The sequence below is a fragment of the Phenylobacterium sp. genome, from assembly GCF_030646615.1.
GTDB lineage: Bacteria > Pseudomonadota > Alphaproteobacteria > Caulobacterales > Caulobacteraceae > Phenylobacterium.
The window spans coordinates 1-23,251 of record NZ_JAUSLG010000066.1 but is presented as its reverse complement, the minus strand read 5'-3'; the positions used below and the strand labels follow the sequence as shown (position 1 = coordinate 23,251).

Sequence of the window (23,251 nt, the reverse complement as noted above, 5' to 3'; positions counted from 1 at the left end):
GGCCGGCCAGGACATCGGCGGCGGCGCCGGTGATCCTGCAGAAACACAAAAAGGCCCGGCGACATGATCGGGCGCGGGAAGGAAACGAAGATGCGCCTCGCACACGAGGCGGCGGGGGAGGGGACGACTCTGGTCGGCCCCCCTGTCCCGTCGCGCAACGGCGCCGGTCCCCTGAGCGGGGCGGCCTATCTGGACTCCTTTGTTCCCCTGCTGGTCGACCTCTATGGGGAGGGCTGGTGCGCCGGCGGCAATCTCTCGGTCCTGTTCAAGGGCGCGGCCCCGGCCGGCGAGATGCTGCGCGTCGAGGCCACCCCAGGGCGGGAGCGGGCCAGGCTTGAGATGCGCAACGCGGCCATGGTCATGATCTGCCACGGCACCGGCGCCGACCACGCCGACGCCGGCTCGGAACTGTCCCGCCGCCTGCTGACCCAGGAGGCGGCTCCGCGCAGCGCGATCCGCATCCTGGCGGCCCTGAGCGTGGGAGCCGAGGCCCAGAATCTCCCCTTGATGAGGCCGGACTCTGCGTCCGGCGGGGCCTTGTCGCCCTCGGAGGTGGTCGAGCTGGCCGGGGGCGCCTGGGCGCCGGCGGTGGGGGCCGATCTGGCGCAGCAAGGTCAGCTGGGCGGGGTGGAGATCCAGTTCCTGGAGGGCCCCCTGCGCGAAGGCGTCGCCTATCTCGCCCGCACCCGGCTGCACGCCATCACCGAAAGCCCCGAGGCTGAGGCCGCCTGGTTCGATGTCCTGATCGCCGATCCGCAGACCGGCCGCGACCAGGCGCGAGTGACCTTCTGCCTGCGCTTCATGAAGGCCGCCTCGCCGCTCTGGGCCTAGGGTCGGCGTTCAGCGCCGGCGGATCGCGGCGAAATACTCCCGGTCGAACAGGCGGTAATAGAGCCAGGCCGGCACGCGGTCGTAATAGGGCTGGACGTCGGCGATGATCTTCGCCTGGGAGGCGTGGACGTCCAGCAGGTCGCGCTTGGTCTGGGCCACGGTGGCGATGCTCACCGCCAGCTCCGGCGGCGGCAGGCCCTTGCCCGGATCGCGGGGATAGTGCTCGCGGAAGGCGGCCACCAGCCGGCGGGCCAGGCGCACCAGGGCGCCGGGCAGGGTCACCTGATAGAGCAGGCGCGGCCAGGGGCCGTCCTTGGGCGCGGCCTCGAACACCTCCCGCACCCAGACGCCGGTGCGGACATGATCGGGATGGCCATAGAAGCCGACCTTCTCGTCGAAGCTGATCAGCACCTGGGGCCGATAGCGGCCGATAGCCTCGGCGATGGCGGCCTTGGGCTTGGCGGGATCGAGCCGGATGAGGCCCCCGTCGGGAAAGTCCAGCACCTCCACGGCCTCGGCGCCCAGCAGCCGGCCGGCGGCCTTGGCCTCGGCCCGGCGGACCCGGGCCAGTTCGTCGGGCCCGTAGCCGGCGCCCTGCGCCGCCTCTCCGTGGGTGAGATAGAGCAGGATGACCCGCGCGCCGGCCTTGGCCATGCGGGCGAGCGTGCCGGCGCAGGTGATCTCATCGTCCGGATGGGCCCAGATGCCCAGGACCGTGACCTCTGCGCCGACGCCCGGCAGGATATGGGTCCTGGGCACGGACTCGTCGTTCAGCTGCCCGCGGGCGAGCAGGAAGCCGCCGAGCAGGGCGGTGGGCAGGCCGACCGCGGCGATGGCGCCCCAGGGGATTTTCCGTTCAGCCGCCATAACGCGCCTCCGCCGGTTTGCCGCCGTCCCCTCGGGCGGCGTTCGTGGCCCAGTCCAGGTCGGCCAGATAGTGACCCGCGACGGCCTTGTGAACCGGCGACAGCATCAGGTGCAGGCCGGCCGGCTCGGTCACCGCGCTGGTCACCCAGCCGCGCTCATAGAGCTTCTTCAGCACAGCGAAGGGGTTCACGTCATCCCGGGTGAAGGCGAGGATGCCGAGCATCGGGCCACCCAGCAGGCGCCAGCCCTGGGCCTGCACGCCCGTGGCGATGGCCTGGCGGGCCTCGGTGACCTCGGCGTGCTTGGCCCGGTAGCCTTCGACGCCCAGGACATTCATCACCGCCCAGGCTGCGGCGATGGCGCCCCCGGGCCGGGTGCCGGCCAGGGTCGGGGTGACCATCTTGCCCGCCGGCCAGTCGCCGACCTCGAAGATCATGTGAGCCCGCAAGTCTTCGCTGCGGAAGAAGACGGTGGAGGCCCCCTTGGCGCAGTAGCCGTACTTGTGCAGGTCCGCCGAGATGGACGAGACCCCCTCGACCTCGAAATCAAAGGGCGGGATGGACGCCCCGTTCATCCGCACGAAGGGGGCGATATAGCCGCCGACGCAGGCGTCCACATGCAGCCAGAGGCTACGCCGAAGGGCGAGCTCAGCCAGGGCCGCGATGGGGTCGATCAGGCCATAGGGGAAGCAGGGCGCCGAGCCGACGATCATGAAGGTCTGGCCGTCGATGGCCGCCTCCATGGCCTCAGGATCGGCGAGGAGGTCCTTCAGCGGCGTGCGCCGCACCTCGATCTCCATCACCGCACAGGCCTTGTCGAAGGCCGGGTGCGCCGAGCGGGGCAGGACGAGGTTCAGCTGGCCCGTCAGGCCGCGGACCTTGCGGGCGTGGTCCCGGGCGGCCTTGACCGCCATCAGGATCGAGTCCGTGCCGCCGCTGGTCATATTGCCGACGCAAGGCCCCTCGCCGTGCAGCAGGCCGAGGCCAAAGCTGACCACCTCGGCCTCCATCTGCTTCAGGCTCGGAAAGGCCGCCGGCCCCAGCCCGTTTTCCGAGGCGAATTTGGCATAGGCTTCCTTCTGCACCTGCTCGATCTCAGGGCCGGCGTTGAAGACATAGACGGCGGCCTTGCCGTCGCGCCATTTGACGTCGCCGGCGCCCAGCGCGTCCATGCGGGCGGCCACCTGGCTCCAGGGCGTCCCGTGTTCCGGCAGTTCGATCCTGGCCATTTCGCCCTCCCCGGGCGGCGTCGGCCGCCGAGCGGCTCTGATCCTTGTGGCCGGCCAAGGTGACACAACCGGGCTGGCCTGGAAAAGCCGAAGACTTGACGGCGATCTTCGCCGGGGCCAAGCCGTTCGACCTTGAGGGGGAGGGGACAACAGATGTCGCAAGGGATCGAGGTGCTGAAGGCGCCGTCCACCCGCCGCGTGCTGGGCGCAAGCCTGGTGGGCACGGCGGTGGAATTCTATGATTTCTACATCTACGCCACGGCCGCGGCCCTGGTGTTCGGGCCGCTGTTCTTTCCCTCGGCCTCGCCCTCGGCCCAGCTGCTGTCGTCCTACGCCACCTTCGCCATCGCCTTCTTCGCCCGGCCCCTGGGCGCGGCGCTATTTGGCCATTACGGCGACCGGATCGGACGCAAGTCGACCCTGGTGGCCTCCCTGATGCTCATGGGGGCCTCGACCTTCGCCATCGCCTTCCTGCCCACCTATGCGACCGCCGGCTGGATCGCCCCGGCCCTGCTCTGCCTGCTGCGATTTGGCCAGGGGCTGGGCCTGGGCGGCGAATGGGGCGGGGCGGCCCTGCTGGCGGTGGAGAATGCGCCGCCCGGCTGGAAGGCCCGCTTTGGCATGTTCCCGCAGCTAGGGGCGCCGGTGGGTTTCATCGCCGCCAACGGCCTGTTCCTGATCCTTGGTCTCTTCCTGACGCCGGAACAGTTCATCGCCTGGGGCTGGCGCATCCCCTTCCTGCTCAGCGCCGTGCTGGTGGGGGTGGGCCTGTGGGTGCGCCTGAAGCTCACCGAGACCCCGGCCTTCGCCAAGGCGCTGGAGGAGGCCCCGCCGCCCAAGACGCCGCTGTTCGAGCTCCTGGCCCGCCATCCCCTGGAGACGCTCGGCGGCACCTTCGCCGTGGTGGCCTGCTTCGCCACCTACTACCTCTCGACCTCGTTTGCGCTCGGCTATGGCGTCACCGCGCTCGGCTATGCCCGGGAATCCTTCCTGGCCATCCAGCTGGGCGCCATCCTGTTCATGGCGGTCGGCATCGTCATCGCCGGCTACTGGTCGGACGCCACCACACCCCGGGCCGTGCTGATGTGGGGCTGCGGCATGGTGATCGTCGCCGGTCTCCTGCTGGCGCCGATGCTGGGCTCGGGCTCGCTGCTGCTGGTGTTCGGCTTCCTGTCGCTCAGCCTGTTCTGCATGGGCTTCGTCTACGGCCCGCTGGGCGCCTTCCTGCCCGGCCTGTTCCCCGCGCGGGTCCGCTATACCGGCGCCTCAGTGGCCTTCAATGTAGGCGGCATCCTGGGCGGCGGCCTGGCTCCCCTGGTGGCCCAGTTGCTGGCCGACCGCGGCGGCCTGGTCCCGGTGGGCTTCTATCTGGGCGCTGCGGCCCTGGTCAGCCTGGTGGCGCTCGCCCCCCTGCGCCGGACCGTGGAGGACTAAAGGTCAGCGGAAGGCGTCCACCACCTGGGCGATCCAGGTCTTGACGTGGTCCTTCTTCTCCAGTGGCGTCTTGCCGTGGCGGACCAGGATCAGGTCGAGATCGGGGACCAGGACGGTGTACTGGCCCTCATAGCCGTTGGCGCTGAACGAGCCGGGGCCGGCGATGTTCAGCCACCAGTGGGCGCCGTAGTCGCCTTCGCGCACCACGGGCTGGGGCGTCGGCGTGCGGGCATAGGCGATCCAGTCGGCCGGCAGCAGCTGGCGGTCCTCCCAGCGGCCGCCGCGCAGATAGAGCAGGCCAAAGCGCGCAAAATCCCTCGCCGTCGCAAAGCAGAAGGACGAGCCGATAAAGGTCCCGGCGGGATCGAACTTGGGGACCGGGCTCGTCATGCCCAGCGGCTCAAATAGACGCTCCCGCATGAAGGCCTCAAACCCTTCCCCATCGACGCCCAGCGCCCGGGCGGCGCAGCGGGCGACGATGTTGGTCGTGCCGCTGGCATAGGACCAGGCGGTCCCCGGCGGATGGGCGAGCGGCCTGCTGGCCGCATAGTGGGCGACATCGGCCTTGCCCGAACCGAACAGCATCTCGATCACATCGGAGACGTGGCCGGGCACATAGTCCTCCACGAAGGACAGGCCGCTCGACATGCGCAGGAGCTGGTCCAGGGTGATCGCGGCCCGGGGATCGCCCGCGCTCTCGCGCCATTCCGGCACGTCGGCCGGGGCGTGGATGTCGAGCCTCCCCTCGGCGACCAGCAGGCCCACCAGGGCGTGGGTGATGCTCTTGGCCTTGGACCAGGAGGGGTAGGTGGCGTCCGGGCCGAAGCCCTCGCCATAGCGCTCCAGAACGATCGCCCCGCCCTGAACCACCAGCAGGGCGTGGGTCTCCCCCAGCAGCTCGGTGTCCGGGGCGGCGAAGGCGGTGGCCACGAGCGCCTCCAGGGCGGGCCGGTCCACCGGACTGGGCAGGTCCCCCTCCGGCCACTGCCGGGTTGGCCAGGGCGTGGCGGCAGGTTGCGAGGGCAGGGCGGGCAGGGGCGCGATCTCGGTCATGGGCCAAGGTTGGGCGGGCCGTCCGCCCTTGTCAAAGCTCACCCAAGGTCAGGCCGGTGATCGCATTGCGTTCAGAAGCGGCCAGAGGGCGGTCCTATCCTCTATAGTGGGATGCTAGGCTGGCCACGGCGCAGGCTGTGGCTATGTTCGCGCTTCCTTCGTGTTCAAGCCCGAGAGTCTTTCATGCCCGCCGGCGTCTTCGACCTTTTCAAGCTGGGGGTCGGGCCTTCCAGTTCCCACACCATGGGGCCGATGACGGCCGGGGCGCGGTTCCTGCGCAGCCTGGCGCAGGCCCCGGGGCTCGCCGCCGTGGCGCGGGTGGAGACGACCCTCTACGCCTCCCTGGCCATGACCGGCCGCGGGCACGCCACCGACCGGGCGGTGATCCTCGGCCTGGCCGGGTTCGAGCCCGCCACCCTCGATCCCGACGCCGCCGAGGCGGTCCTGGGCCAGATCGCCTCCGGGGGGCGCTTGGCCCTGGGCGGCGAGGGGTCGGAGATCGAATTCGACCCCGCCCGCGACATCCTGTGGGAGGGGCGAACCCGCCTGCCGCAGCATCCCAACGCCCTCCGCTTCCGCGCCCTGGGCGCTGAAGGCGAGGTCCTGGCTGAACGGATCTATTTCTCGATCGGCGGCGGCTTCGTGGTGGACGAGGCGGAGTTCGGCCAGCCGCCGGCCGACGACGGCCCGGTCGTGCCCTACGACTTCACCAGCGCCGACGAGATGCTGACCATGGCCGAGCAGGCCGGCGTCACCATCGCCGAACTGATGTGGCGCAACGAGATCGCCCGGCGCGCCCCCGAGGCGGTGAACGCCGGCCTCGACGCCATCTTCGAGGCCATGGAGGCCTGTATCGAGCGGGGGCTGCGCCAGGACGGCTGCCTGCCCGGCGGCCTGAAGGTGCGCCGGCGCGCGCAACAGCATTTCAACGAGCTGACGCGGCGGATGGAGCGCAATATCAGCGATCCCCTGGCCGCCCTGGACTGGGTCAACCTCTGGGCCCTGTCGGTGAACGAGGAGAACGCCTCAGGCGGCAAGGTGGTGACCGCGCCGACCAATGGCGCGGCGGGTCTGTTGCCGGCCGTGCTGCGCTTCTATGACCGCTTCCACCGGGGCGGGGCCGAGGGACGCCGGACCTTCCTGCTGACGGCGGCGGCCATCGGGGCGCTCTACAAGCGCAACGCCTCGATCTCCGGCGCCGAGGTGGGCTGTCAGGGGGAGGTGGGCGTGGCCTGCTCCATGGCCGCGGCGGGCCTGACCGCGGCCCTGGGCGGTAACAACGCCCAGATCGAGAATGCGGCGGAGATCGCCATGGAGCACAATCTGGGACTCACCTGCGACCCTATCGGTGGTCTGGTGCAGGTGCCCTGCATCGAGCGCAACGCCATGGGGGCGGTGAAGGCCATCGACGCCTCGCGCCTGGCCCTGCTGGGGGATGGCCAGCACACGGTCAGCCTCGACAAGGTCATCGCCACCATGAAGCGCACGGGCGAGGACATGAACGAAATCTACAAGGAGACCTCGCTCGGCGGCCTGGCCGTCAACGTGGTGGAGTGCTGAACCCGGCGCGGCTCAGGCGGCTTCCTGCGCGACGGTCGGCAGGATGCCGCTCATGTCGATCAGGGTGATGATGCCTTCGTCTGTGGTGATCATGCCCCGGGCCAGCCCCTTGCTCGAGGCCGCGCCGATCACCGGCGCCGGCTGGATCTCGCCCTCGCCCACATTGATGATGTCGGAGACGGCGTCCACCAGCAGGCCGACGGTACGGCCCACGAGGTCAACAACGATGACCACCGAGGAGGAGCGGGCCTCGCTGGCCGGCAGGCCCAGGCGGGCGGCCAGGTTCAGCACCGGCAGCACCGCGCCGCGCAGGTTGATGACGCCCAGCACATAGTCGGGCGCATTGGGCAGCGGAGTCGATGTGGTCCAGCCGCGGATCTCGCGGACCAGCTGGATGTCGATGGCGAAGCGCTGGGCGCCGATGATCACGGTGATCAGCTCGCCGCTGGCCGACATGGTGCTCTGGTCGTTCATGGTCAGAATTCCTCCCAGCCGGCCTCTTGGGCCACGGGCGCCAATTTCAAGGCCGCCGAGCCGTGCGTCATGGGACGCGGCGCACGGGTGAAGGCGACAGGGCGAGGCGCCCGAGCCGGAGCCTTGGCTTGCGCGCGCGGTTGGATTTCCGTGGCGAACTGGAACCGGCCCATGAGGCGGTTCAGCTCGGCGGTCTCCTGGGCGAGCGCATGGCTGGCGGCGGTAGATTCCTCGACCATGGCCGCATTCTGCTGCGTAATCTGATCCATCTGGTTAACGGCGGAGTTGACCTGCCCGAGGCCGATGGCCTGCTCCTCGGACGAGGCGGAGATCTCGGTCATCAGGCCGTTGATCTCGGCCACCTGGGTGACGATGGTCTCCAGGGACTGTCCCGTCTCAGCCACCAGGCGCACGCCGCCGGCCACATGGGCGGCCGAGGCGCTGATCAGGGTCTTGATCTCCTTGGCCGCATCGGCCGAGCGCTGGGCCAGCGCCCGGACTTCGGAGGCGACCACGGCGAAGCCGCGACCGGCGTCGCCGGCCCGGGCGGCCTCGACCCCGGCGTTCAGGGCCAGCAGATTGGTCTGGAAGGCGATTTCGTCAATCACCCCGATGATCTGACTGATCTGGGTCGAGGACTGCTCGATCTGACCCATGGCCGCGACCGCTTCGCCGACCACCTTGCCGGACGCCTCGGCGTTGCTGCGGGTGACGGCGACGGAGTCGCGGGCCAGCCGCGCGCTCTCGGCGGATTTCCTCACCGTGGCGGTGATCTCGTCGAGGGCCGCGGCGGTTTCTTCCAGGCTGGCGGCCTGTTGTTCTGTCCGGCGCGACAGGTCGTCGGAGGCCTGGCTGATTTCGCCGGTGCTCATGCCGATCTGGTCGGCGACGGCCACCAGGGCGGCCATGGCCTCGGCCAGGCGGTCGGCCGCGGCGTTGAAGTCCTGCTGCAGGGCGGCGTATTCGGCGGGAAAGTCGCCGTCGATACGGGCGCGCAGGTCGCCTTCGGCCAGGGCCGAGAGGCCGGCGCCGATGGCGCTCATGGCCCGTTGCTGATCAGCCTGGCGCTGGCGGCGCTCGGCCTCGTTGCGGGCGCGTTCATCCTCGATGGCGGTGACGTCGGTGGCGAACTTCACCACCTTGTAGGCCTTGCCCTCGGCGTCGAACATCGGGTTGTAGCTGGCCTGGATCCAGACCTCCTTCCCGCCCTTGCCGATGCGCAGGTACTTCTCGGCCATGAACTCGCCCCGGCGAAGCCCGTCCCAGAAGGCGGCGTATGCGGGGCTCTTGGCGAAGTCAGGCGGCACGAAGATGCTGTGCTTGCGGCCGACCACCTCCTCGGCGGTGTAGCCCATGGCGCTAAGGAAGTTCTCATTGGCCGTGATGATCGTGCCGTCGAGTTCGAACTCGATCACGGCCTGCGACCGGAGCATGGCGGCCGCCTTGGCGCGAAGCTCGGACAGTTCCAGGTCCTGGGCCTTCTGGCGTTTGGAGTCGAAGCGGAACATGGGGAGGTCCTGAGGCCTTGGGGGAACGTTGTTCGCCCTTATGGCCCGCAATCCCTAACAAGTGATTGTATCAAGTCTGATTGAATCAAATCGTATCTTGGTAAGGTTTGGTTTTCCATTCTACCCTAGGCTGTCCGTGAGCGCATGTTGCTGCGATTGGCCTTGATCCATGTCAGTTTTCATTACGGACGCGTCGTTCAGATCTGAAGCGGCCGACCTGCCGCCCCGCCTGCGGGACCTCTATGTGGATCGCCAGCTCTGCCTGGCCCTGCAGGTGGCCGCGAGCCAGGTGACGCGCATCTATCGCGGCCTGCTGGACCCGCTGGGCCTGACCTATCCGCAGTATCTGGTGCTGATCGCCCTGTGGGAGGCCGAGGCGCAACTGACCATGCGCCAGTTGCGCCGGACCCTGTCGATGGACACCGGCTCGCTCACCCCCCTGATCAAGAGGATGGAGGTCTCGGGCCTGGTGACCCGCGCCCGCGACACCGTCGATGAGCGCCTGGTCTGGGTCTCGCTGACGCAGGCCGGCTGGGATCTGCGCGACCAGGTGGCCGATGTGCGCTGCGAGGTGGTCCGCCGTCTGCCCATGGCCGACGCCGACATCGCCGACCTGCGCGAAAAGCTGCAGGTGATGAACGCCGCCCTCCAGGCCGAGACCCCGGAAGACAATTAGGGGCCCCTGCGTCCTTCGAGGCTCGCTTTCGCCCGCACCTCAGGATGAGGGCCATGGGTGGGGCCTCTGAAGTCCGTCCTCCCCCTCCGCCGTCATGGTCGGGCTTGACCCGACCATCCATGAACACTGCGACGGCCGCGGTGTGCATGGCCCCTCCGGTCGAGCCGGAGGGCGACGGAGAAGGAGCGCCCTAAGCCGCCTTGGCCGTAGCCTCGACCGGGGCCAGGCGGATCAGGTAGTCGAAGGCCGAGAGCGCGGCCTTGGAGCCCTCGCCCATGGCGATGACGATCTGCTTGTAGGGCGTCGTCGTGGCGTCGCCGGCGGCGAACACGCCGGCCACCGAGGTCTGGCCCTTGGCGTCCACCTCGATCTCGCCGCGGGGCGACAGAGCCACCCCGCCCTCGGCCAGCCATTCGGTGTTGGGGACCAGGCCGATCTGCACGAACACGCCGTCCAGCTCCACCTTGTGCGAGGTCCCGGCGCCGCGGTCGTTATAGGTCAGCGCCGTGACCTTGGACCCGTCGCCCTGCACCTCGGTGGTCAGCGCCGAGGTGATGACCGTCACATTGGGCAGGCTGCGCAGCTTGCGTTGCAGCACCTCGTCGGCGCGCAGCTGGCCGTCATACTCGATCAGCGTCACATGGGCGGTGATGCCCGCCAGGTCGATGGCGGCCTCGACGCCGGAATTGCCGCCGCCGATCACCGCCACGCGCTTGCCCTTATAGAGCGGGCCGTCGCAGTGCGGGCAGTAGGCCACGCCCTTGTTGCGGTACTTGTCCTCGCCCGGCACGTTCATCTGCCGCCAGCGGGCGCCGACCGCCAGGATGACGGTGCGGGATTTCAGCGAGGCGCCGTTCTCCAGCACGATCTCCACCAGACCGCCGGGCTCGGAGGGCGGGATCAGCTTGGCGGCCTTCTGCAGGTTCATGATGTCGACCTCATAGTCGCGCACATGGCGCTCCAGGTCGGCGGCGAGCTTGGGGCCCTCGGTGTGCGGGGTGCCGGTCAGGTTCTCGATGGCCATGGTGTCCAGCACCTGGCCGCCGAACCGCTCGGCGGCGATCCCGGTGCGGATGCCCTTGCGCGCGGCATAGATGGCGGCGGCCGCGCCGGCCGGACCGCCGCCGATGACCAGCACCTCGAAGGGTTCCTTGGTCTTGATCTTCGCAGCTTGCCGAGCGACCGCGCCGGTGTCCAGCTTGGCCAGCACCTGCTCCAGGGTCATGCGCCCTTGAGCGAATTCGGCGCCGTTCAGCATGACGGTGGGCACGGCCATGACTTGGCGGGCAGCCACTTCTTCCTGAAAGAGCGCGCCGTCGATGGCCACGTGGCGGATGCGCGGGTTCAGCACGCTCATGGTGTTCAGGGCCTGCACCACGTCGGGGCAGTTCTGGCACGAGAGCGAGAAATAGGTCTCAAACACGAAGTCGCCCTCCAGCGCCTTCACCTGTTCGGCGACCTCGGCGTCCACCTTGGGCGGATGGCCGCCCACATGCAGCAGGGCCAGAACCAGCGAGGTGAATTCGTGGCCCATGGGCAGGCCGGCGAAGGTGACGGCCACATCGGTTCCGGTGCGGCGGATCTCGAAGGAGGGTTTGCGCGCATCGTCGCCATCCCGGCGCACGGTCACCTTGCCGTCCGACACCGAGGCGATGTCGTCGAGCAGTTGCGCCATTTCCGCGCTCTTGGGGCCGTCGCTCAAGGAGGCGATCAGCTCGACCGGCTGGGAGACGTTCTGCAGATAGCCCTGCAGCTGGGCTTTCAGATTGGCGTCCAACATGGCTCGGATCCGGTGTTTGCGCCGGTGCGTGCGGCGCGGAGGGGGAGGAAACTCAAGACAGCAGCGATCAGGAGGCGCAGGGCTGGCAGACCCCAGGCGCGGACCAGGCATAAGCCCGGCGCGCCCACGGCGTTCCATGATCGATGGAGGGGGCGGGGCGTTCCCGCAGACCTGCCCAGCGCAAGCGCCAGACGGGAGCGGAAACGCCCCTTAATCCGTCAGCCTGACCCGGCAGGATCAGGGGATCTGGAAGGGGTCGCCCTTTAGATCTTGCCGACGAGGTCCAGGGACGGCGAGAGCGTCTTTTCGCCCTCTTCCCACTTGGCCGGGCAGACTTCGCCCGGATGGGCGGCCACGTACTGGGCCGCGCGGATCTTGCGCAGCAGCTCCATGGCGTTACGGCCGATGCCCTCGGCGGTGACTTCCATGAACTGGATCACGCCTTCGGGGTCCACCAGGAAGGTGCCGCGGTCGGCCAGGCCTTGCCCAGCGCGCATCATGCCGAAGTTGTTGGTGACCAGGCCCGAGGGGTCGCCGATCATGGTGTATTCGATCTTGCCGATGGCCGGCGAGGAGTCGTGCCAAGCCTTGTGCGAGAAGTGGGTGTCGGTCGAGACCGAATAGATCTCCACGCCCAGCTTCTGGAACTGGGCGTAGTTGTCGGCCAGGTCCTCCAGCTCGGTCGGGCAGACGAAGGTGAAGTCGGCCGGGTAGAAGAAGACCACCGACCACTTGCCCTTCAGGTCGGTGTCGCTGACCTCGACGAACTTGCCGCCCTTATAGGCCTGGGCGGTGAAGGGAAGGATGGTCGTGTTGACGGAAGCCATGCGGCGCGCTCCTGGGCGTTTTGTGGATAGGGGGAGGAAACACCGCCTTTCTACCACCCCATGCTGCATCGCAGAAATCGATTTTATCTGGCGCGGCGATAGAGGGGGTCGATGGGGTGTGGGCATCGCTTGGGAGCGGCCTAGCCAAACAGCTTCGGGGGGTTCTTCTCAACCCTGGCGCGGTAGAAGCCCAGGATGTCCCCCTCATAGAGATATTGCGCTCTCGATAGCCCTTGGTCACCGAAGCGTTCGCGGGGTTCCTCCTCGTAGCCTTCGCGGTGGTCCAGCGCTCCGTCGATGTAGAGCCAGACCTTCTCAGCCTCGGCCTCGCGGTCCTTGCCCTGGGCGAGAGCTCTCAGCGTGAGCTCGCGCACATGTTCGCCGCCCACGTCGGCGAGCGCAAGTTCGCCCCGCAGCGTCCGCATGAATCCGGCTCGGACCAAGCGCCAGCTAACTTCCTCATGGTCCAGGTTGCTCTTCATAGCACTTAGGCCAAGCGCAGTTATTTTGGCCCGATCTTCCAAGTTATCCCGTGCGATACCATCCGTAATTGCGCCCAAGCAGCCCGCAAACGTCGCAGCTTTCTCTTCGATCATCCGAGCTTTGGCTCGTAACACGGCAATCCCCAGGGCAATAGCCAGCACCACGTTGAGAATAACTGAGATGGTAACAATCATGAGCATCCCCCTGCCAAGGGCTGTACCTTAGCCCAGCTTTTTCGACTTGTGCTCCTTAAACTTAGGTCGGGGGCTTCGTAGAACTGGCCGCGCGGGCGTCGCCTTCGTCCTTGGCGATGAGGGCCTCCATCTCGGCCGGTGCAGCGGGACGCAAACTCAGGCTTGTTCCTGTGCGATTTTCACGTTTTGTTTTCGGGCAGGCGGGAGGCGCGGCAGGACTATGCAGAAGACGGGCGAGACCCTAGGGCGGCGCGTGGCGCGCTACTTCTCCGAAGGCGTGGGGGCGGCAGGCGCTCGGGTTCCGGCGTCGCCGGCGGTGGTTGACCTCTGGGCGCGCATTCGACCGGCGTTCTGGGGCGTCTTCGCCGTCATGCTCCTGTTGTCGTTGATTGGCCGGTCGGCAGAATTGATCGACGACCCGGCGGGCGCGACCGAGGTGGCGCTATTTTCGATCCTCAGCAGTCTTTTGATCGCCCTGGGCGTCGCGGGCCTCTTTGTGAGCCTTCGCGCGCTCATCTGGATCTTGATGCGGCGGTCATTCGGCCGGTCGCAGGAGGCGGAGGTGCGCGGGTGGCCGCGGCGCGAGTTCGACGATGCCATCAAGACGGCGGAGAAAGAAGCGAGCATGCCGGGGGCGAGGAAACAGCGCCAGTATCGTCGCTACATCGCCTGGCTCTACAAGGAGCGGGAGCGGACGCACGGCGTCCCCATTCCCGAACGCATGCGCGAGGACGTGCTGAGCCTGGCCGGCCCGAAGTCTCGCTGACCTAGGTGGCGACTTCGACGAGGGCCGGTTGCGCATGCCGCGCCCTCTTCTCCCCCCGCCCAATCTCCTTCAACAGGTCGTGGACATAGAGCCCGAAGTCGACCTGGATGGTGTGGCGCTGGCTCTTGTAGAAGTGGCCGAGGTGCAGGGCTTCGTCCTTGGCGATGATGGCCTCCATCTCGGGCGCGCTCGGCGGGCGGTAGCGGCCGGCGAGGCAGGCGGCCGCCAGCTTGGCCTGCTGCTCGGCGAAGTTGACGAGCGTCGGCAGGGGCTGGGCCAGGCCCATGAAGAACAGGTTGTCGACGCCCGGCTTCATCATCCGCTTGAACAGGGGGAAGCGGTTCTCGGCGTCGGGTAGCAGGTCCGGATCGTCGAAGAAGGGGAAGCTGATCCTGTAGCCGGTGGCGTAGATGATGGCGTCCACCTCTTCTGTGCTGCCGTCCTCGAAGCGCACGCGCTCGCCCATCAGCTGCGCGATATTGGGCTTGAATTTGATGTCGCCGCAGCCGGCCCGGGTCAGGAACTCGCCGGAGACCGAGGGGTGGGCGGCCAGGGGCTCGTGGTCGGGCTTGGGCAGGCCATAGTCCTCCATATTGCCGACGATCTTGCGGATGCGCTTGGCCGCCAGGCGAAGCCCTAGCTTGCGCGGCATCCAGTGGGGCATGGAGGCTTTGTCGGCCACGCGGCCGTTCATGTATTTCGGCAGCACCCAGACGCCCCGGCGGGCGGCGACCCACAGGGTCTGGGCGATCGGCTTCTGCGACAGCTCCGAGGCGATATCCATGGCCGAATTGCCCATGCCGACCACCACCACCCGCTTGCCCCTCAGGTCCACCGGCGCGAACGGGCTGCGATAGTCGTGGGCGTGGAAGGCCGGCCCGTCGAAGACGCCGGGATAGTCCGGATAGCGCGGGTCCCAGTGGTGGCCGTTGCAGACGAACAGGACGTCATAGGTCTTCGTCTCACCGGTCGAGAGCGTGACCGCCCAGCGGCCGTCGTCGGTGCGGGCGGCCTTGGTGACCGCGGTGTTGAAGGTGATGTGTGGGCGTAGGCCGAAGTGGTCCACATAGCCCTTGAAGTAGTCCAGCAGCTGGCCGTGGTGGGGGAAGTCGGGCCAGTCGGCCGGGACGGGATAGTCCTCGAAGGCCAGGCGCCATTTCGAGGTGTCGATGTGCAGGCTCTCGTAGCAGGCCGACTTGCCGTTGGGATTGTTGAAGTACCAGGTGCCGCCGATGTCGTCGGACATCTCGAAGATGTCGAAATCGATCCCCTCGTCCTTCAGCCGCTTGGCGGTGGTGAAGCCCGAACAGCCGGCCCCGATGATGCAGGCGGTGAGCTTGCCGGTCATTATTGGTCCTCCCACGCCGATGTCCCTCGGCTGTCGCGGCGGAGGATGGCGCGGTTTCCCCTAGGGTCGGCAACCAGCGGGGCCGTGCGTCCTTCGAGGCTCGCTTTGCTCTCACCTCAGGATGAGGGAGGGGGTGCGGGCGTCTGCAGTCCGTCCTCATCCTGAGGCGCCCTGCGCGAGCAGGGCCTCGAAGGACGAGGCGGTCGCAGGGCGAGTTGGTCAACCACGAAGCCCACAAAGGGCACGAAGGCGCCGCGCCGTCCTTGGTGGTCTTCGTGTGCTTAGTGGTTCGCCTTTCGGACGCCTGCGGCGCGAGGCCTTGCGTCCTTCGAGGCTCGCTTCGCTCGCACCTCAGGATGAGGGAGGGGTGAGGGGCCCCTTCGTGTCCCCTCTTAGGCGGCTCGCAACGCCCTCAGGTCGCCGTCCAGCCGCCGTCCACCGACAGGGCCGCCCCCGTGGCCGAGGCGCCCATGTCCGAGACCAGATAGAGCAGCATGCCGGCCAGGTGGTCGTATTCCACAAAGGCCCGGTTGGGCTGGGCGGCCAGGATCACCTCCTCCACCACCCGGTCCTCGGAAATCCCCCGGGAGCGGGCCTGGTCGCCGATCTGGGCCTCCACCAGGGGGGTCTTCACATAGCCCGGGCAGATGGCGTTGCAGGTCACCCCGCTCTTGGCCAGCTCGACGCCGACCGCCTTGGTCAGGCCCACCACCCCGAACTTGGCCGCCACATAGGCCGACTTGAACGGCGAGGCCACCAGGCCGTGGGCCGAGGCGATATTGACGATCCGGCCGCGGCCCTGGGCCTTCATCACCGGCACGGCGGCGCGGGTGGCGTGGAAGGCCGAGGACAGGATGATGGCGATGAGCGCGTCCCACTTCTCCGGCGGAAAGTCCTCGATGGGCGAGACGTGCTGGACGCCCGCATTGTTGACCAGGATGTCGAGGCGGCCGAACTCGCGCACGGCGAAGTCCACCAGGTCGGCGATCTCATCGGCCTTGGTCATGTCGGCGCCGTGATAGGCGATGGTCGCATTGGTGCGCGCCTGCAGGGCCCGGCGATCGGTCTCGATCTGGGCCGGATCACCCAGGCCGTTGAGGATGACATTCACCCCCTGTTCGGCGAGCGCCGCGGCCATGGCCTGGCCGATGCCGCTGGTGGAGCCGGTGACGATGGCCACATGGCCGGCGATCCCATAGTCCACGGCCATGTCGCGCGCTCCTCAAGGTCTGATGTCAGGCCGCAGCGGCGGTCGGCTGCCTGCGGCTGAAGGTCCATTCGCCGGGCTGGGACTGGGCGGCCACGAAGCCGTAGCCCTCCAGGTCGAAGCCCCGCAGATCATCGGCGCGGGTGATGCGGTTGTCGATGGCGTAGCGGGCCATCAGGCCCCGGGCCTTCTTGGCGTAGAAGCTGACGATCCGCGCATGGCCGTCCTTTTCCTCCAGGAAGCGGATGTTGAGGATCGGCAGCTTCAGGGCCTGGGCGTCGACGGCGCCGAAATATTCCTGGCTGGCCAGGTTCACCAGCGTCGGGTCGGCGTGATCCTGGCCCGCGACGTTCAGCGCCTTGGCGATCCGGTCGGACCAGAAGTCATAGAGGGTGGCTCCCCGCTTGGTCTTCAACCGGGTCCCCATCTCCAGGCGATAGGGCTGGATCACGTCCAGGGGCCGCAGCAGGCCATAGAGGCCCGACAGGATGCGCAGGTGGTCCTGCGCCCAGTCCAGATCGGCCTTGCTGAGGGTGCGGGCCTGGAGTCCCGTATAGACGTCGCCATTGAAGGCCAGGGCGGCCTGCAGCCCGTCCTCGCTCTCGGGGTCGAAGGCCTGGAAGCGGGCGCGGTTCAGCTCGGCCAGATTGTCCGACAGGGACATCAGCCGCTTGAGGTCGGCGACGGTGAGCTTGCGGGTGGTCTTGGAAAGCTCGATCACGTCCGCATCGAACTGCGGCGCCGTCATGGGCAGCAGCTTTTGCGGCGCGGAGAAGTCCAGCGCCTTGGCCGGGGAGAGAACGATCAGCATGGCGCGGTCCTTTGACCGCTCTTCATGACAAAGCCAAGGCGGTTGCGCCGCCTTTAAAAGTGGACGCGCGGATTCATGATGCGCTTCGGGTCAAGAGCCAGGCGGATCGCCCGCAGAGCGTTCACCTCCACCGGCGCCTTGTAGCGCAAGGCTTCGTCGGTCTTCATCGCCCCCAGGCCGTGCTCGGCCGAGATGGAGCCTTCGAGGCGGGCGACAATGTCGTGGACAAGCCGCGACCCAGCGTCACGCCCCGCCGAATGGGCGCCGTCGTCGCCTCCGTCGGGGCGCAGGACGTCATAGTGGATGTTGCCGTCCCCCACATGGCCGAAGGCGCAGATTCGGCAGCCGGGCGCAAAGGCGGTCATGGCCGCGCCGGCCTCCTCCAGGAAATCGGCCACCTTGCTGACCGGCACCGAGACGTCGTGCTTCCAGGTGGCGCCCTCGGGCTTCTGGGCCGGCGACTGGTTTTCCCGCAGGGACCAGAGCGCCTCGGCCTGGGTCCTGGTCTGGGCGACCACGGCGTCGGCGATGAGGCCGGTCTCCAGGGCCTGGGCCAACAGCCGCTCCAGGGCGGCTTCCGCCGCGCCCGGCTCGCCCGAGGCCAGCTCCACCAGCACGTACCAGGGATGGGGCTCGCTTAGAGGGTCGCGCTGGCCGGCGATGTTCTTGAGGGCGAAGTCCACGCCGACCCGGCTGATCAGTTCGAAGGCCTCGACCCCGCCGCCGGCCGCCTCCTTGGCCCGGGCCAAAAGGTCGAGCGCCGCCCGCGGACTGGCCAGGCCGACCATGGCCGTGGCTCGGGACGGCAGGATGGGAAACAGCTTCAGGCTGGCGGCGGTCACGACGCCCAGCGTGCCCTCCGCGCCGATCAGCAGCTGCTTGAGGTCGTAGCCGGTATTGTCCTTGCGCAGGCGCTTGAGGCCGTTCCACACCTCGCCATTGGGCAGCACCGCCTCCAGGCCCAGCACCAGGTCCCGGGTGGTCCCATAGCGCAGCACCGCGGTGCCGCCAGCATTGGTGGAGATCACCCCGCCGATGGTCGCCGTCCCCTGCGAGGCCAGGTCCAGCGGGAAGCGGCGGTTCTTCTCCAGCGCCGCCTCGTGCGCGCCGGCCAGGGTGACGCCGGCCTCCACCACCATGACGTCGTCCAGGGCGTCCACGTCGCGGACGCCGCGCAGGCGTTCGGTGGACAGGAGGATCTCGCCCATGGGGATCTGGCCGCCCACCAGGCCGGTATTGCCCCCCTGCGGCGTGATCGGAACGCCCGCCTCGAAACAGATGCCGACCACGGCGGCCACCTCGGCCGTCGAGCCCGGCAGGGCGAGGAAGGGGGTCTGGCCGCTCCAGCGGTCGCGCCATTCCAGCAGCTTGGGAGCCAGGCGCTCAGGGTCCTGGCTCCAGCCGCCCTCGCCGAGCACGGCCTTCAGGCGGGAGATGACGTCGGCGGGGACGGAAAGGCTCATGGGATAAATCTAGCCCCTCACAGCCTAGCCGACAAAGCCCGCCGCCCGATTCAGGCGGTCGGCGATCGCCTCGCCCAGCCCATGGGTCGGGATCGGCGCCACGGCGATGGCCCGCGGGGCGGTGCGATCAGCCGCCCGCAGATAGGCGAACAGGTGGCTGGCGGCCTCGGCCAGGTCGCCGGTAGGGCTCAGATTGAACACCCGCGGCCCCTCCGGCGCGTCGGGTCCGAAGGCCAGATAGGCCTCGTCCGGCTCGGGCGCGGCGGCGTTGAGCCGCACCGGGGCCTGGGGGGCGTAGTGCCGCGCCATGCGGCCGGGCGAGCGGTGGGCGTCATCCTCGGCCTCGGCCAGCGGGCCGATCACCGCCTCGATCTGTTCGCGGGTCACAGCGCCAGGGCGCAGCAGGCGGGGTTCGTCCAGCAGGGCGACGACAGTGGACTCCAGCCCCACGGCGCAGGGCCCGCCGTCCAGGGCGGCCAGGGCGAACACCCCGGTCTCCTCCAGGGCGTCGGAGAATGTGGTGGGGCTCGGCCGCCCCGAGCGATTGGCCGAGGGCGCCACCACCGGACGGCCGAGGGCGGCGATCACGGCGTGGGCCACAGGATGGGCCGGGGCGCGGACGGCGACGCTGTCCAGGCCGGCGCGGGCCAGGTCACACACCGCCGCCTGATCGGTGATCGGCAGCACCAGGGTCAGGGGACCGGGCCAGAAGGCCTCGGCCAGCGCCTGGGCGCGGTCGTCGAACCGGGCGATGGTCTCGGCCATGGCCAGGTCGGCCACATGGGCGATCAGGGGATTGAACCGCGGCCGGCCCTTGGCCTCGAACAGGGCGGCCACGGCCCGGGGATCGGCGGCGTCGGCGGCCAGGCCATAGACCGTCTCGGTGGGCAGGATGGCCAGGGCGCCGCTGGCCAGGGCCTGGGCGGCGCGTTGGACGGCGGCTTCGGCTTGGCTCATGGTCTGGCTCCGGTTACGCAGGGGCGTGATAGCCGCAAAGGGCCCGGCTTGTCCCCTCCTGGGCTGCTCGGCCTTGGTGACGCCACGTCATCGCGCCTAAATAGCGCCTGCCTTACTGGAGCCCCGCATGACCTTCCGCGCGCCTGTCCGCGACATCGCCTTCGCCCTCAACGTCGCCGGCCACGGGGATCTGGCCAAGGCGAGCTTTCCGGAGCTGGACGAGGCCACCATCGAAGCGGTGCTGGACGCCGCCGGCGCCTTCGCCACCGACGTGCTCGCCCCCCTGAACCGGATCGGCGACCAGAAGGGCGCCAGCCACAAGGACGGCAAGGTCACCGCTGCGCCGGGTTTCGCCGAGGCCTATCGCGCCTTTGCCGAACAGGGCTGGAACAGCCTGTCGGCCGAGCCTGAGCATGGGGGCCAGGGCCTGCCCAAGGCCATGGAGCTGGCCGTCTTCGAGATGGTCCATGCGGCCAACATGGCCTTTGGCCTCTGCCCCATGCTGACCCAGGCGGCCATCGAGGCCCTGACCCTGCATGGGGATGAGCGGCAGAAGCGCCTGGTCCTGCCTCGGCTGGTCTCCGGCGAATGGACCGGCACCATGAACCTGACCGAGCCCCAGGCCGGCACGGACCTGGCGGCGCTCACCACCCGGGCCGAGCCGGACGGGAAGGGCGGCTACAAGCTCTATGGCCAGAAGATCTTCATCACCTGGGGCGACCACGATGCGGCGGACAATATCTGCCACCTGGTGCTGGCGAGGCTGCCCGATGCGCCGCCCGGGGTGAAGGGCATCTCGCTGTTCCTGGCCACCAAGCGGCTGGTCAAGGACGACGGGTCCCTGGGGGAGGCCAACGCCCTGTGGCCGGCCTCCATCGAGCACAAGCTGGGCATCCACGCCTCGCCCACCTGCGTGATGATGTTCGACGGCGCCCAGGCTGAGCTGGTGGGGGAGGTCAATCAGGGCCTGGCCCACATGTTCGTCATGATGAACGCCGCCCGCCTGCAGGTGGGCGTCGAGGGCGTCGGTATCGCCGAGCGGGCCTTTCAGCAGGCGCTGGCCTACGCCCAGGACCGCACCCAGGGGAAGTCGCCCTGGACCGGGGCCTCGCCGGCCCCGATCTTCGACCATCCGGACGTGCGCCGCACCCTGATGCTGATGAAGGCGAAGATCGAGGCGGCTCGGGGCATCTGCTTCATGACCGGCGTGCTGGCCGACCATGCGCGGCTGGGACCGACGCCGGAGGCTCGGGCGAGCGCCAAGGCCCGCCAGGAACTGCTGACCCCCATCGCCAAGGCCTGGTCCACCGATATGGGGGTCGAGGTCGCCTCCATGGGGGTGCAGATCCACGGGGGCATGGGTTTCATCGAGGAGACGGGCGCGGCCCAGCACTATCGCGACGCCCGCATCGCCCCGATCTATGAGGGCGCCAACGGGATCCAGGCCCTGGACCTGGCGGGCCGCAAGCTCGGCATGGCGGACGGCGCGGTGATGGACGCCCTATGCGCCGAGATGGCCATGACCGCAGAGGCCCTGACCGAACGCGCCGACCTCACCGAGGCCGGCCGCCGCCTGGCCGAGGGCGTGCGGTCCCTGGAGGCGGCCACCGACTGGCTGCTGGCCAACCGGGGGACCGACTCCGCCGCCGGCGCGACGCCCTATCTGAAGCTGGCCGGCGATGTGATCGGCGGCTTTGTCCTGGCCCGGCAGGCCCTGGCCGCGGCGGGGTCGGACGATCCCTGGATGCAGGCCCGCCTGCCGCTGCTGCGCCTCTATGGCGCACAGGTCCTGGCCGGCGCCGGCGGCCTGGTGGCGGCGGTGACCCAAGGGGCGGCCGAGCTGGAGGCCGTCGGCGCCGAGGCGCTCGGGGGCTGAGGCCAGGCCGTGTGGCGGCCTGTCGCACGGCATTCCACCGTTGATTCATGTTCTTAGGGCAGGGTCGCGGGTCAGTTCCCACGGACCCGCGTCATGACCCCCACCGCCCAGAAAGCCACCGTCCCGTGCCAGGGCTGCCGCGACGGCGCCGGTCTCGACTTCGATTTCGCGATGGCCTTCCAGCCGATCATCGACATGGAGACCGGCCGGCCCTTCGCCTATGAGGCCCTGGTCCGCGGCCGGGATGGGCAGTCCGCCCTGAGCGTGCTCTCCCAGGTGACGGAAGAGAACCGCTACGCCTTCGACCAGCAGTGCCGGGTCAGGGCGATCGAGACGGCCACCCGGGCCGGCATTCTTGACGGGCCAGCCAGGCTGTCGATCAACTTCCTGCCCAACGCGGTCTATTCGCCGTTGGCCTGCATCCAGCTGACCCTGAAGACCGCCGCGGCCCAGGGTTTCCCCACCGAGCGACTGATCTTCGAGTTCACCGAGAACGAGCAGATGGCCGACCCCGCCCATGTGGCCAATATCGTCGCCAGCTATCAGAAGATGGGCTTTGGCACCGCGCTGGACGATTTCGGCGCCGGCCATGCGGGGCTGAACCTGCTGGCCCGCTTCCAGACCGACATCATCAAGCTGGACATGGAGCTGATCCGCGGCCTGGACCAGAGCCTGCCGCGACGGACCATCGTGGCGGGCGTGGTGCGGATGTGCGCTGAGCTTGGGATCCAGGTCATCGCCGAGGGCGTCGAGACGGAGGGCGAGCTGGCGGCCCTGCGCGCCATCGGCGTCCGCTATATCCAGGGCTACCTCCTGGCCCGGCCGGCCTTCGAGACCCTGCCGGCGGTCGATCTGCCAACGCCTCGGCGCGTGGCCGCGGCGGGCTAGATCCCGACAGGACCGCTGGCCAAGGCCAGGTCCTGCCGGGACCTGGCAGCCTTAGGTCAGGACGATGATCGCCACGCGGCGATTCTGCGCCCGACCATCGGCGGTGTCATTGGAGGCCACCGGGACCTCCTCGCCATACGAGATGGTGGCCATGCGGTTGAGCGCGATGCCGTTCATCGACAGGTACTTGCGCACGGCCTCGGCCCGGGCCTCGCCCAGTTGGTCATTATAGCCAGAAGGGCCGGTGGCGTCGGTGTGGCCCTGGATCTCCAGATAGACGTTGCGGTTTTCCGAGGTCAGCCGCTGCACAAGCTCGGCCAGACGGGCCTCGGCCTCCGGCGACAGGGCGTGGCGGTCGGAGGGGAATTTCACGGAATCGTCGGAGAGCACGACCTCATAGAGGAACTTGCCCTCGGCCAGCTTGTGGGCGGCGTTGGCGCGATCGAGCGCCTCGCCGGCGGTGCCCTGCACCTGGGTGACGCGGCCATCGACCACGGCGACCTCGTCGCGGACAAAGCCCTTGGTGGCGCAGCCGCTGGCCACCAGGCCGGCCATCACCAGAACGCTGACGGTCGCAGCCGACCGAAGAGTGGATTTCGTCATTTAGAAGCCTTTCCTGCAACGCAGACCCCATCCCCATCTGCAGTGGACGGTCATTGGGTTGGCCCATCACGGCTCCGTGATGGCGCGTTCGTGGCGCGAACAAGGCGCCTTGACCATGGGCGCGCCCGCCCGCCGCCACCTTCTCGACGCATCCCCATGGGAGCCATCTGGGTCCCGATCACGGTGACAGGCGCTTCATGCAAGGGCGAGGAGACGGCAGGGACAAGCCGCGCAGGACAGTGGGCCGCGCGGGGGCAGGCCTTGTCAGCCTGGCGGTTCATGCGGCGATCCTCGGGGCCCTTGCGCTCATGCCGCCCAAGGCCGCCGAGCCAGAGCCCCGCGCCATCGAGGTGGCCCTGATCCCGCCGCCGCCGCGCCCCGATCCGCCCCCGCCGCCAGAGCCGCCGCCCGCCGAGG

At 68.9% G+C, this 23,251-nt stretch carries 21 protein-coding genes; 7 read left to right on the top strand and 14 right to left on the bottom strand.

What is annotated here, in order from left to right; all coding sequences use genetic code 11:
- Positions 1 to 90: 90 nt before the first annotated feature.
- Positions 91 to 831: a hypothetical protein gene (locus tag Q7S93_RS11035; RefSeq protein ID WP_304713952.1), complete on the top strand. Its 741-nt coding sequence runs from the start codon at positions 91 to 93 to the stop codon at positions 829 to 831.
- 9 nt (positions 832 to 840) lie between these two features.
- Here the strand turns inward: Q7S93_RS11035 and Q7S93_RS11030 are convergent, their stop codons facing one another.
- Together Q7S93_RS11030 and Q7S93_RS11025 are read right to left on the bottom strand one after the other, a co-directional pair.
- Entirely contained in the window at positions 841 to 1,698 is an 858-nt protein-coding gene (locus Q7S93_RS11030) for a PIG-L deacetylase family protein (protein WP_304713950.1), read from the bottom strand.
- Positions 1,688 to 2,926, bottom strand: a complete 1,239-nt coding sequence (locus Q7S93_RS11025; RefSeq protein ID WP_304713949.1) for a pyridoxal phosphate-dependent decarboxylase family protein — start codon at positions 2,924 to 2,926, stop codon at positions 1,688 to 1,690. The genes Q7S93_RS11030 and Q7S93_RS11025 overlap by 11 nt, the downstream gene beginning before the upstream one ends.
- 153 nt (positions 2,927 to 3,079) lie before the next feature.
- Between Q7S93_RS11025 and Q7S93_RS11020 the strand changes: the two genes are divergently transcribed.
- Positions 3,080 to 4,360: an MFS transporter gene (locus Q7S93_RS11020; RefSeq protein WP_304713947.1), complete on the top strand. Its 1,281-nt coding sequence runs from the start codon at positions 3,080 to 3,082 to the stop codon at positions 4,358 to 4,360.
- Between the two features lie 3 nt (positions 4,361 to 4,363).
- Here the strand turns inward: Q7S93_RS11020 and Q7S93_RS11015 are convergent, their stop codons facing one another.
- Positions 4,364 to 5,413: a serine hydrolase domain-containing protein gene (locus tag Q7S93_RS11015; protein ID WP_304713946.1), complete on the bottom strand. Its 1,050-nt coding sequence runs from the start codon at positions 5,411 to 5,413 to the stop codon at positions 4,364 to 4,366.
- A gap of 183 nt (positions 5,414 to 5,596) precedes the next feature.
- On the opposite strand from Q7S93_RS11015, the gene Q7S93_RS11010 reads away from it, so the two are divergent.
- Positions 5,597 to 6,973 (top strand): L-serine ammonia-lyase, encoded by a 1,377-nt coding sequence (locus Q7S93_RS11010; protein ID WP_304713945.1) that lies wholly within the window; start codon positions 5,597 to 5,599, stop codon positions 6,971 to 6,973.
- Between the two features lie 12 nt (positions 6,974 to 6,985).
- On the opposite strand, the gene Q7S93_RS11005 is transcribed toward Q7S93_RS11010, so the two are convergent.
- Together Q7S93_RS11005 and Q7S93_RS11000 are read right to left on the bottom strand one after the other, a co-directional pair.
- The gene (locus Q7S93_RS11005) at positions 6,986 to 7,447 is read right to left on the bottom strand and encodes a chemotaxis protein CheW (RefSeq protein ID WP_304713944.1); all 462 of its coding nucleotides are present in this window, start codon (positions 7,445 to 7,447) and stop codon (positions 6,986 to 6,988) included.
- A gap of 2 nt (positions 7,448 to 7,449) precedes the next feature.
- Entirely contained in the window at positions 7,450 to 8,955 is a 1,506-nt protein-coding gene (locus Q7S93_RS11000; RefSeq protein ID WP_304713943.1) for a methyl-accepting chemotaxis protein, read from the bottom strand.
- A 169-nt stretch (positions 8,956 to 9,124) separates the two neighbouring features.
- Here Q7S93_RS11000 and Q7S93_RS10995 point away from each other — a divergent pair, with 169 nt between their 5' ends.
- On the top strand, positions 9,125 to 9,631 hold the full coding sequence (locus Q7S93_RS10995; protein WP_304713942.1) for a MarR family winged helix-turn-helix transcriptional regulator: 507 nt from the start codon (positions 9,125 to 9,127) through the stop codon (positions 9,629 to 9,631).
- A 190-nt stretch (positions 9,632 to 9,821) separates the two neighbouring features.
- Here the strand turns inward: Q7S93_RS10995 and ahpF are convergent, their stop codons facing one another.
- From ahpF to Q7S93_RS10980, 3 genes are all read right to left on the bottom strand, one after another.
- A complete protein-coding gene (ahpF, locus tag Q7S93_RS10990; protein WP_304713941.1) occupies positions 9,822 to 11,411 on the bottom strand; it encodes an alkyl hydroperoxide reductase subunit F in 1,590 nt (529 codons plus the stop codon).
- 263 nt (positions 11,412 to 11,674) lie between these two features.
- Positions 11,675 to 12,238 carry an alkyl hydroperoxide reductase subunit C gene (gene ahpC, locus Q7S93_RS10985; protein ID WP_304713939.1) on the bottom strand — a complete coding sequence of 188 codons (564 nt, stop codon included), beginning with the start codon at positions 12,236 to 12,238 and terminating at the stop codon, positions 11,675 to 11,677.
- A 140-nt stretch (positions 12,239 to 12,378) separates the two neighbouring features.
- The gene (locus Q7S93_RS10980; RefSeq protein ID WP_304713938.1) at positions 12,379 to 12,915 is read right to left on the bottom strand and encodes a hypothetical protein; all 537 of its coding nucleotides are present in this window, start codon (positions 12,913 to 12,915) and stop codon (positions 12,379 to 12,381) included.
- 220 nt (positions 12,916 to 13,135) lie between these two features.
- Here Q7S93_RS10980 and Q7S93_RS10975 point away from each other — a divergent pair, with 220 nt between their 5' ends.
- The gene (locus Q7S93_RS10975; RefSeq protein WP_304713937.1) at positions 13,136 to 13,681 is read left to right on the top strand and encodes a hypothetical protein; all 546 of its coding nucleotides are present in this window, start codon (positions 13,136 to 13,138) and stop codon (positions 13,679 to 13,681) included.
- A gap of 1 nt (position 13,682) precedes the next feature.
- Here the strand turns inward: Q7S93_RS10975 and Q7S93_RS10970 are convergent, their stop codons facing one another.
- The 5 genes from Q7S93_RS10970 to Q7S93_RS10950 form a co-directional block, all read right to left on the bottom strand.
- On the bottom strand, positions 13,683 to 15,029 hold the full coding sequence (locus Q7S93_RS10970; RefSeq protein ID WP_304713936.1) for a flavin-containing monooxygenase: 1,347 nt from the start codon (positions 15,027 to 15,029) through the stop codon (positions 13,683 to 13,685).
- 412 nt (positions 15,030 to 15,441) lie between these two features.
- A complete protein-coding gene (locus Q7S93_RS10965) occupies positions 15,442 to 16,239 on the bottom strand; it encodes a 3-hydroxybutyrate dehydrogenase (RefSeq protein WP_304713935.1) in 798 nt (265 codons plus the stop codon).
- 25 nt (positions 16,240 to 16,264) lie between these two features.
- Complete coding sequence (gene yaaA, locus Q7S93_RS10960; RefSeq protein ID WP_304713933.1) at positions 16,265 to 17,047, bottom strand: peroxide stress protein YaaA; 783 nt, start codon at positions 17,045 to 17,047, stop codon at positions 16,265 to 16,267.
- A gap of 53 nt (positions 17,048 to 17,100) precedes the next feature.
- The gene (locus tag Q7S93_RS10955) at positions 17,101 to 18,510 is read right to left on the bottom strand and encodes an FAD-binding oxidoreductase (protein ID WP_304713931.1); all 1,410 of its coding nucleotides are present in this window, start codon (positions 18,508 to 18,510) and stop codon (positions 17,101 to 17,103) included.
- A gap of 24 nt (positions 18,511 to 18,534) precedes the next feature.
- Complete coding sequence (locus Q7S93_RS10950) at positions 18,535 to 19,467, bottom strand: L-threonylcarbamoyladenylate synthase (protein WP_304713929.1); 933 nt, start codon at positions 19,465 to 19,467, stop codon at positions 18,535 to 18,537.
- Between the two features lie 127 nt (positions 19,468 to 19,594).
- Here Q7S93_RS10950 and Q7S93_RS10945 point away from each other — a divergent pair, with 127 nt between their 5' ends.
- Both Q7S93_RS10945 and Q7S93_RS10940 read left to right on the top strand, forming a co-directional pair.
- Positions 19,595 to 21,343 (top strand): acyl-CoA dehydrogenase, encoded by a 1,749-nt coding sequence (locus Q7S93_RS10945; protein ID WP_304713927.1) that lies wholly within the window; start codon positions 19,595 to 19,597, stop codon positions 21,341 to 21,343.
- Between the two features lie 93 nt (positions 21,344 to 21,436).
- A complete protein-coding gene (locus Q7S93_RS10940) occupies positions 21,437 to 22,231 on the top strand; it encodes an EAL domain-containing protein (protein WP_304713925.1) in 795 nt (264 codons plus the stop codon).
- 51 nt (positions 22,232 to 22,282) lie between these two features.
- On the opposite strand, the gene Q7S93_RS10935 is transcribed toward Q7S93_RS10940, so the two are convergent.
- Positions 22,283 to 22,834: an OmpA family protein gene (locus Q7S93_RS10935; RefSeq protein WP_304713924.1), complete on the bottom strand. Its 552-nt coding sequence runs from the start codon at positions 22,832 to 22,834 to the stop codon at positions 22,283 to 22,285.
- Between the last annotated feature and the right edge of the window lie 417 nt (positions 22,835 to 23,251).

Bases quoted from the DNA above. Each gene is read 5' to 3' on its own strand.
- Q7S93_RS11035 (WP_304713952.1), top strand. From the start codon at position 91: ATGCGCCTCGCACACGAGGCGGCGGGGGAGGGGACGACTCTGGTCGGC.
- Q7S93_RS11030 (WP_304713950.1), bottom strand. From the start codon at position 1,698: ATGGCGGCTGAACGGAAAATCCCCTGGGGCGCCATCGCCGCGGTCGGC.
- Q7S93_RS11025 (WP_304713949.1), bottom strand. From the start codon at position 2,926: ATGGCCAGGATCGAACTGCCGGAACACGGGACGCCCTGGAGCCAGGTG.
- Q7S93_RS11020 (WP_304713947.1), top strand. From the start codon at position 3,080: ATGTCGCAAGGGATCGAGGTGCTGAAGGCGCCGTCCACCCGCCGCGTG.
- Q7S93_RS11015 (WP_304713946.1), bottom strand. From the start codon at position 5,413: ATGACCGAGATCGCGCCCCTGCCCGCCCTGCCCTCGCAACCTGCCGCC.
- Q7S93_RS11010 (WP_304713945.1), top strand. From the start codon at position 5,597: ATGCCCGCCGGCGTCTTCGACCTTTTCAAGCTGGGGGTCGGGCCTTCC.
- Q7S93_RS11005 (WP_304713944.1), bottom strand. From the start codon at position 7,447: ATGAACGACCAGAGCACCATGTCGGCCAGCGGCGAGCTGATCACCGTG.
- Q7S93_RS11000 (WP_304713943.1), bottom strand. From the start codon at position 8,955: ATGTTCCGCTTCGACTCCAAACGCCAGAAGGCCCAGGACCTGGAACTG.
- Q7S93_RS10995 (WP_304713942.1), top strand. From the start codon at position 9,125: ATGTCAGTTTTCATTACGGACGCGTCGTTCAGATCTGAAGCGGCCGAC.
- ahpF (WP_304713941.1), bottom strand. From the start codon at position 11,411: ATGTTGGACGCCAATCTGAAAGCCCAGCTGCAGGGCTATCTGCAGAAC.
- ahpC (WP_304713939.1), bottom strand. From the start codon at position 12,238: ATGGCTTCCGTCAACACGACCATCCTTCCCTTCACCGCCCAGGCCTAT.
- Q7S93_RS10980 (WP_304713938.1), bottom strand. From the start codon at position 12,915: ATGATTGTTACCATCTCAGTTATTCTCAACGTGGTGCTGGCTATTGCC.
- Q7S93_RS10975 (WP_304713937.1), top strand. From the start codon at position 13,136: ATGCAGAAGACGGGCGAGACCCTAGGGCGGCGCGTGGCGCGCTACTTC.
- Q7S93_RS10970 (WP_304713936.1), bottom strand. From the start codon at position 15,029: ATGACCGGCAAGCTCACCGCCTGCATCATCGGGGCCGGCTGTTCGGGC.
- Q7S93_RS10965 (WP_304713935.1), bottom strand. From the start codon at position 16,239: ATGGCCGTGGACTATGGGATCGCCGGCCATGTGGCCATCGTCACCGGC.
- yaaA (WP_304713933.1), bottom strand. From the start codon at position 17,047: ATGCTGATCGTTCTCTCCCCGGCCAAGGCGCTGGACTTCTCCGCGCCG.
- Q7S93_RS10955 (WP_304713931.1), bottom strand. From the start codon at position 18,510: ATGAGCCTTTCCGTCCCCGCCGACGTCATCTCCCGCCTGAAGGCCGTG.
- Q7S93_RS10950 (WP_304713929.1), bottom strand. From the start codon at position 19,467: ATGAGCCAAGCCGAAGCCGCCGTCCAACGCGCCGCCCAGGCCCTGGCC.
- Q7S93_RS10945 (WP_304713927.1), top strand. From the start codon at position 19,595: ATGACCTTCCGCGCGCCTGTCCGCGACATCGCCTTCGCCCTCAACGTC.
- Q7S93_RS10940 (WP_304713925.1), top strand. From the start codon at position 21,437: ATGACCCCCACCGCCCAGAAAGCCACCGTCCCGTGCCAGGGCTGCCGC.
- Q7S93_RS10935 (WP_304713924.1), bottom strand. From the start codon at position 22,834: ATGACGAAATCCACTCTTCGGTCGGCTGCGACCGTCAGCGTTCTGGTG.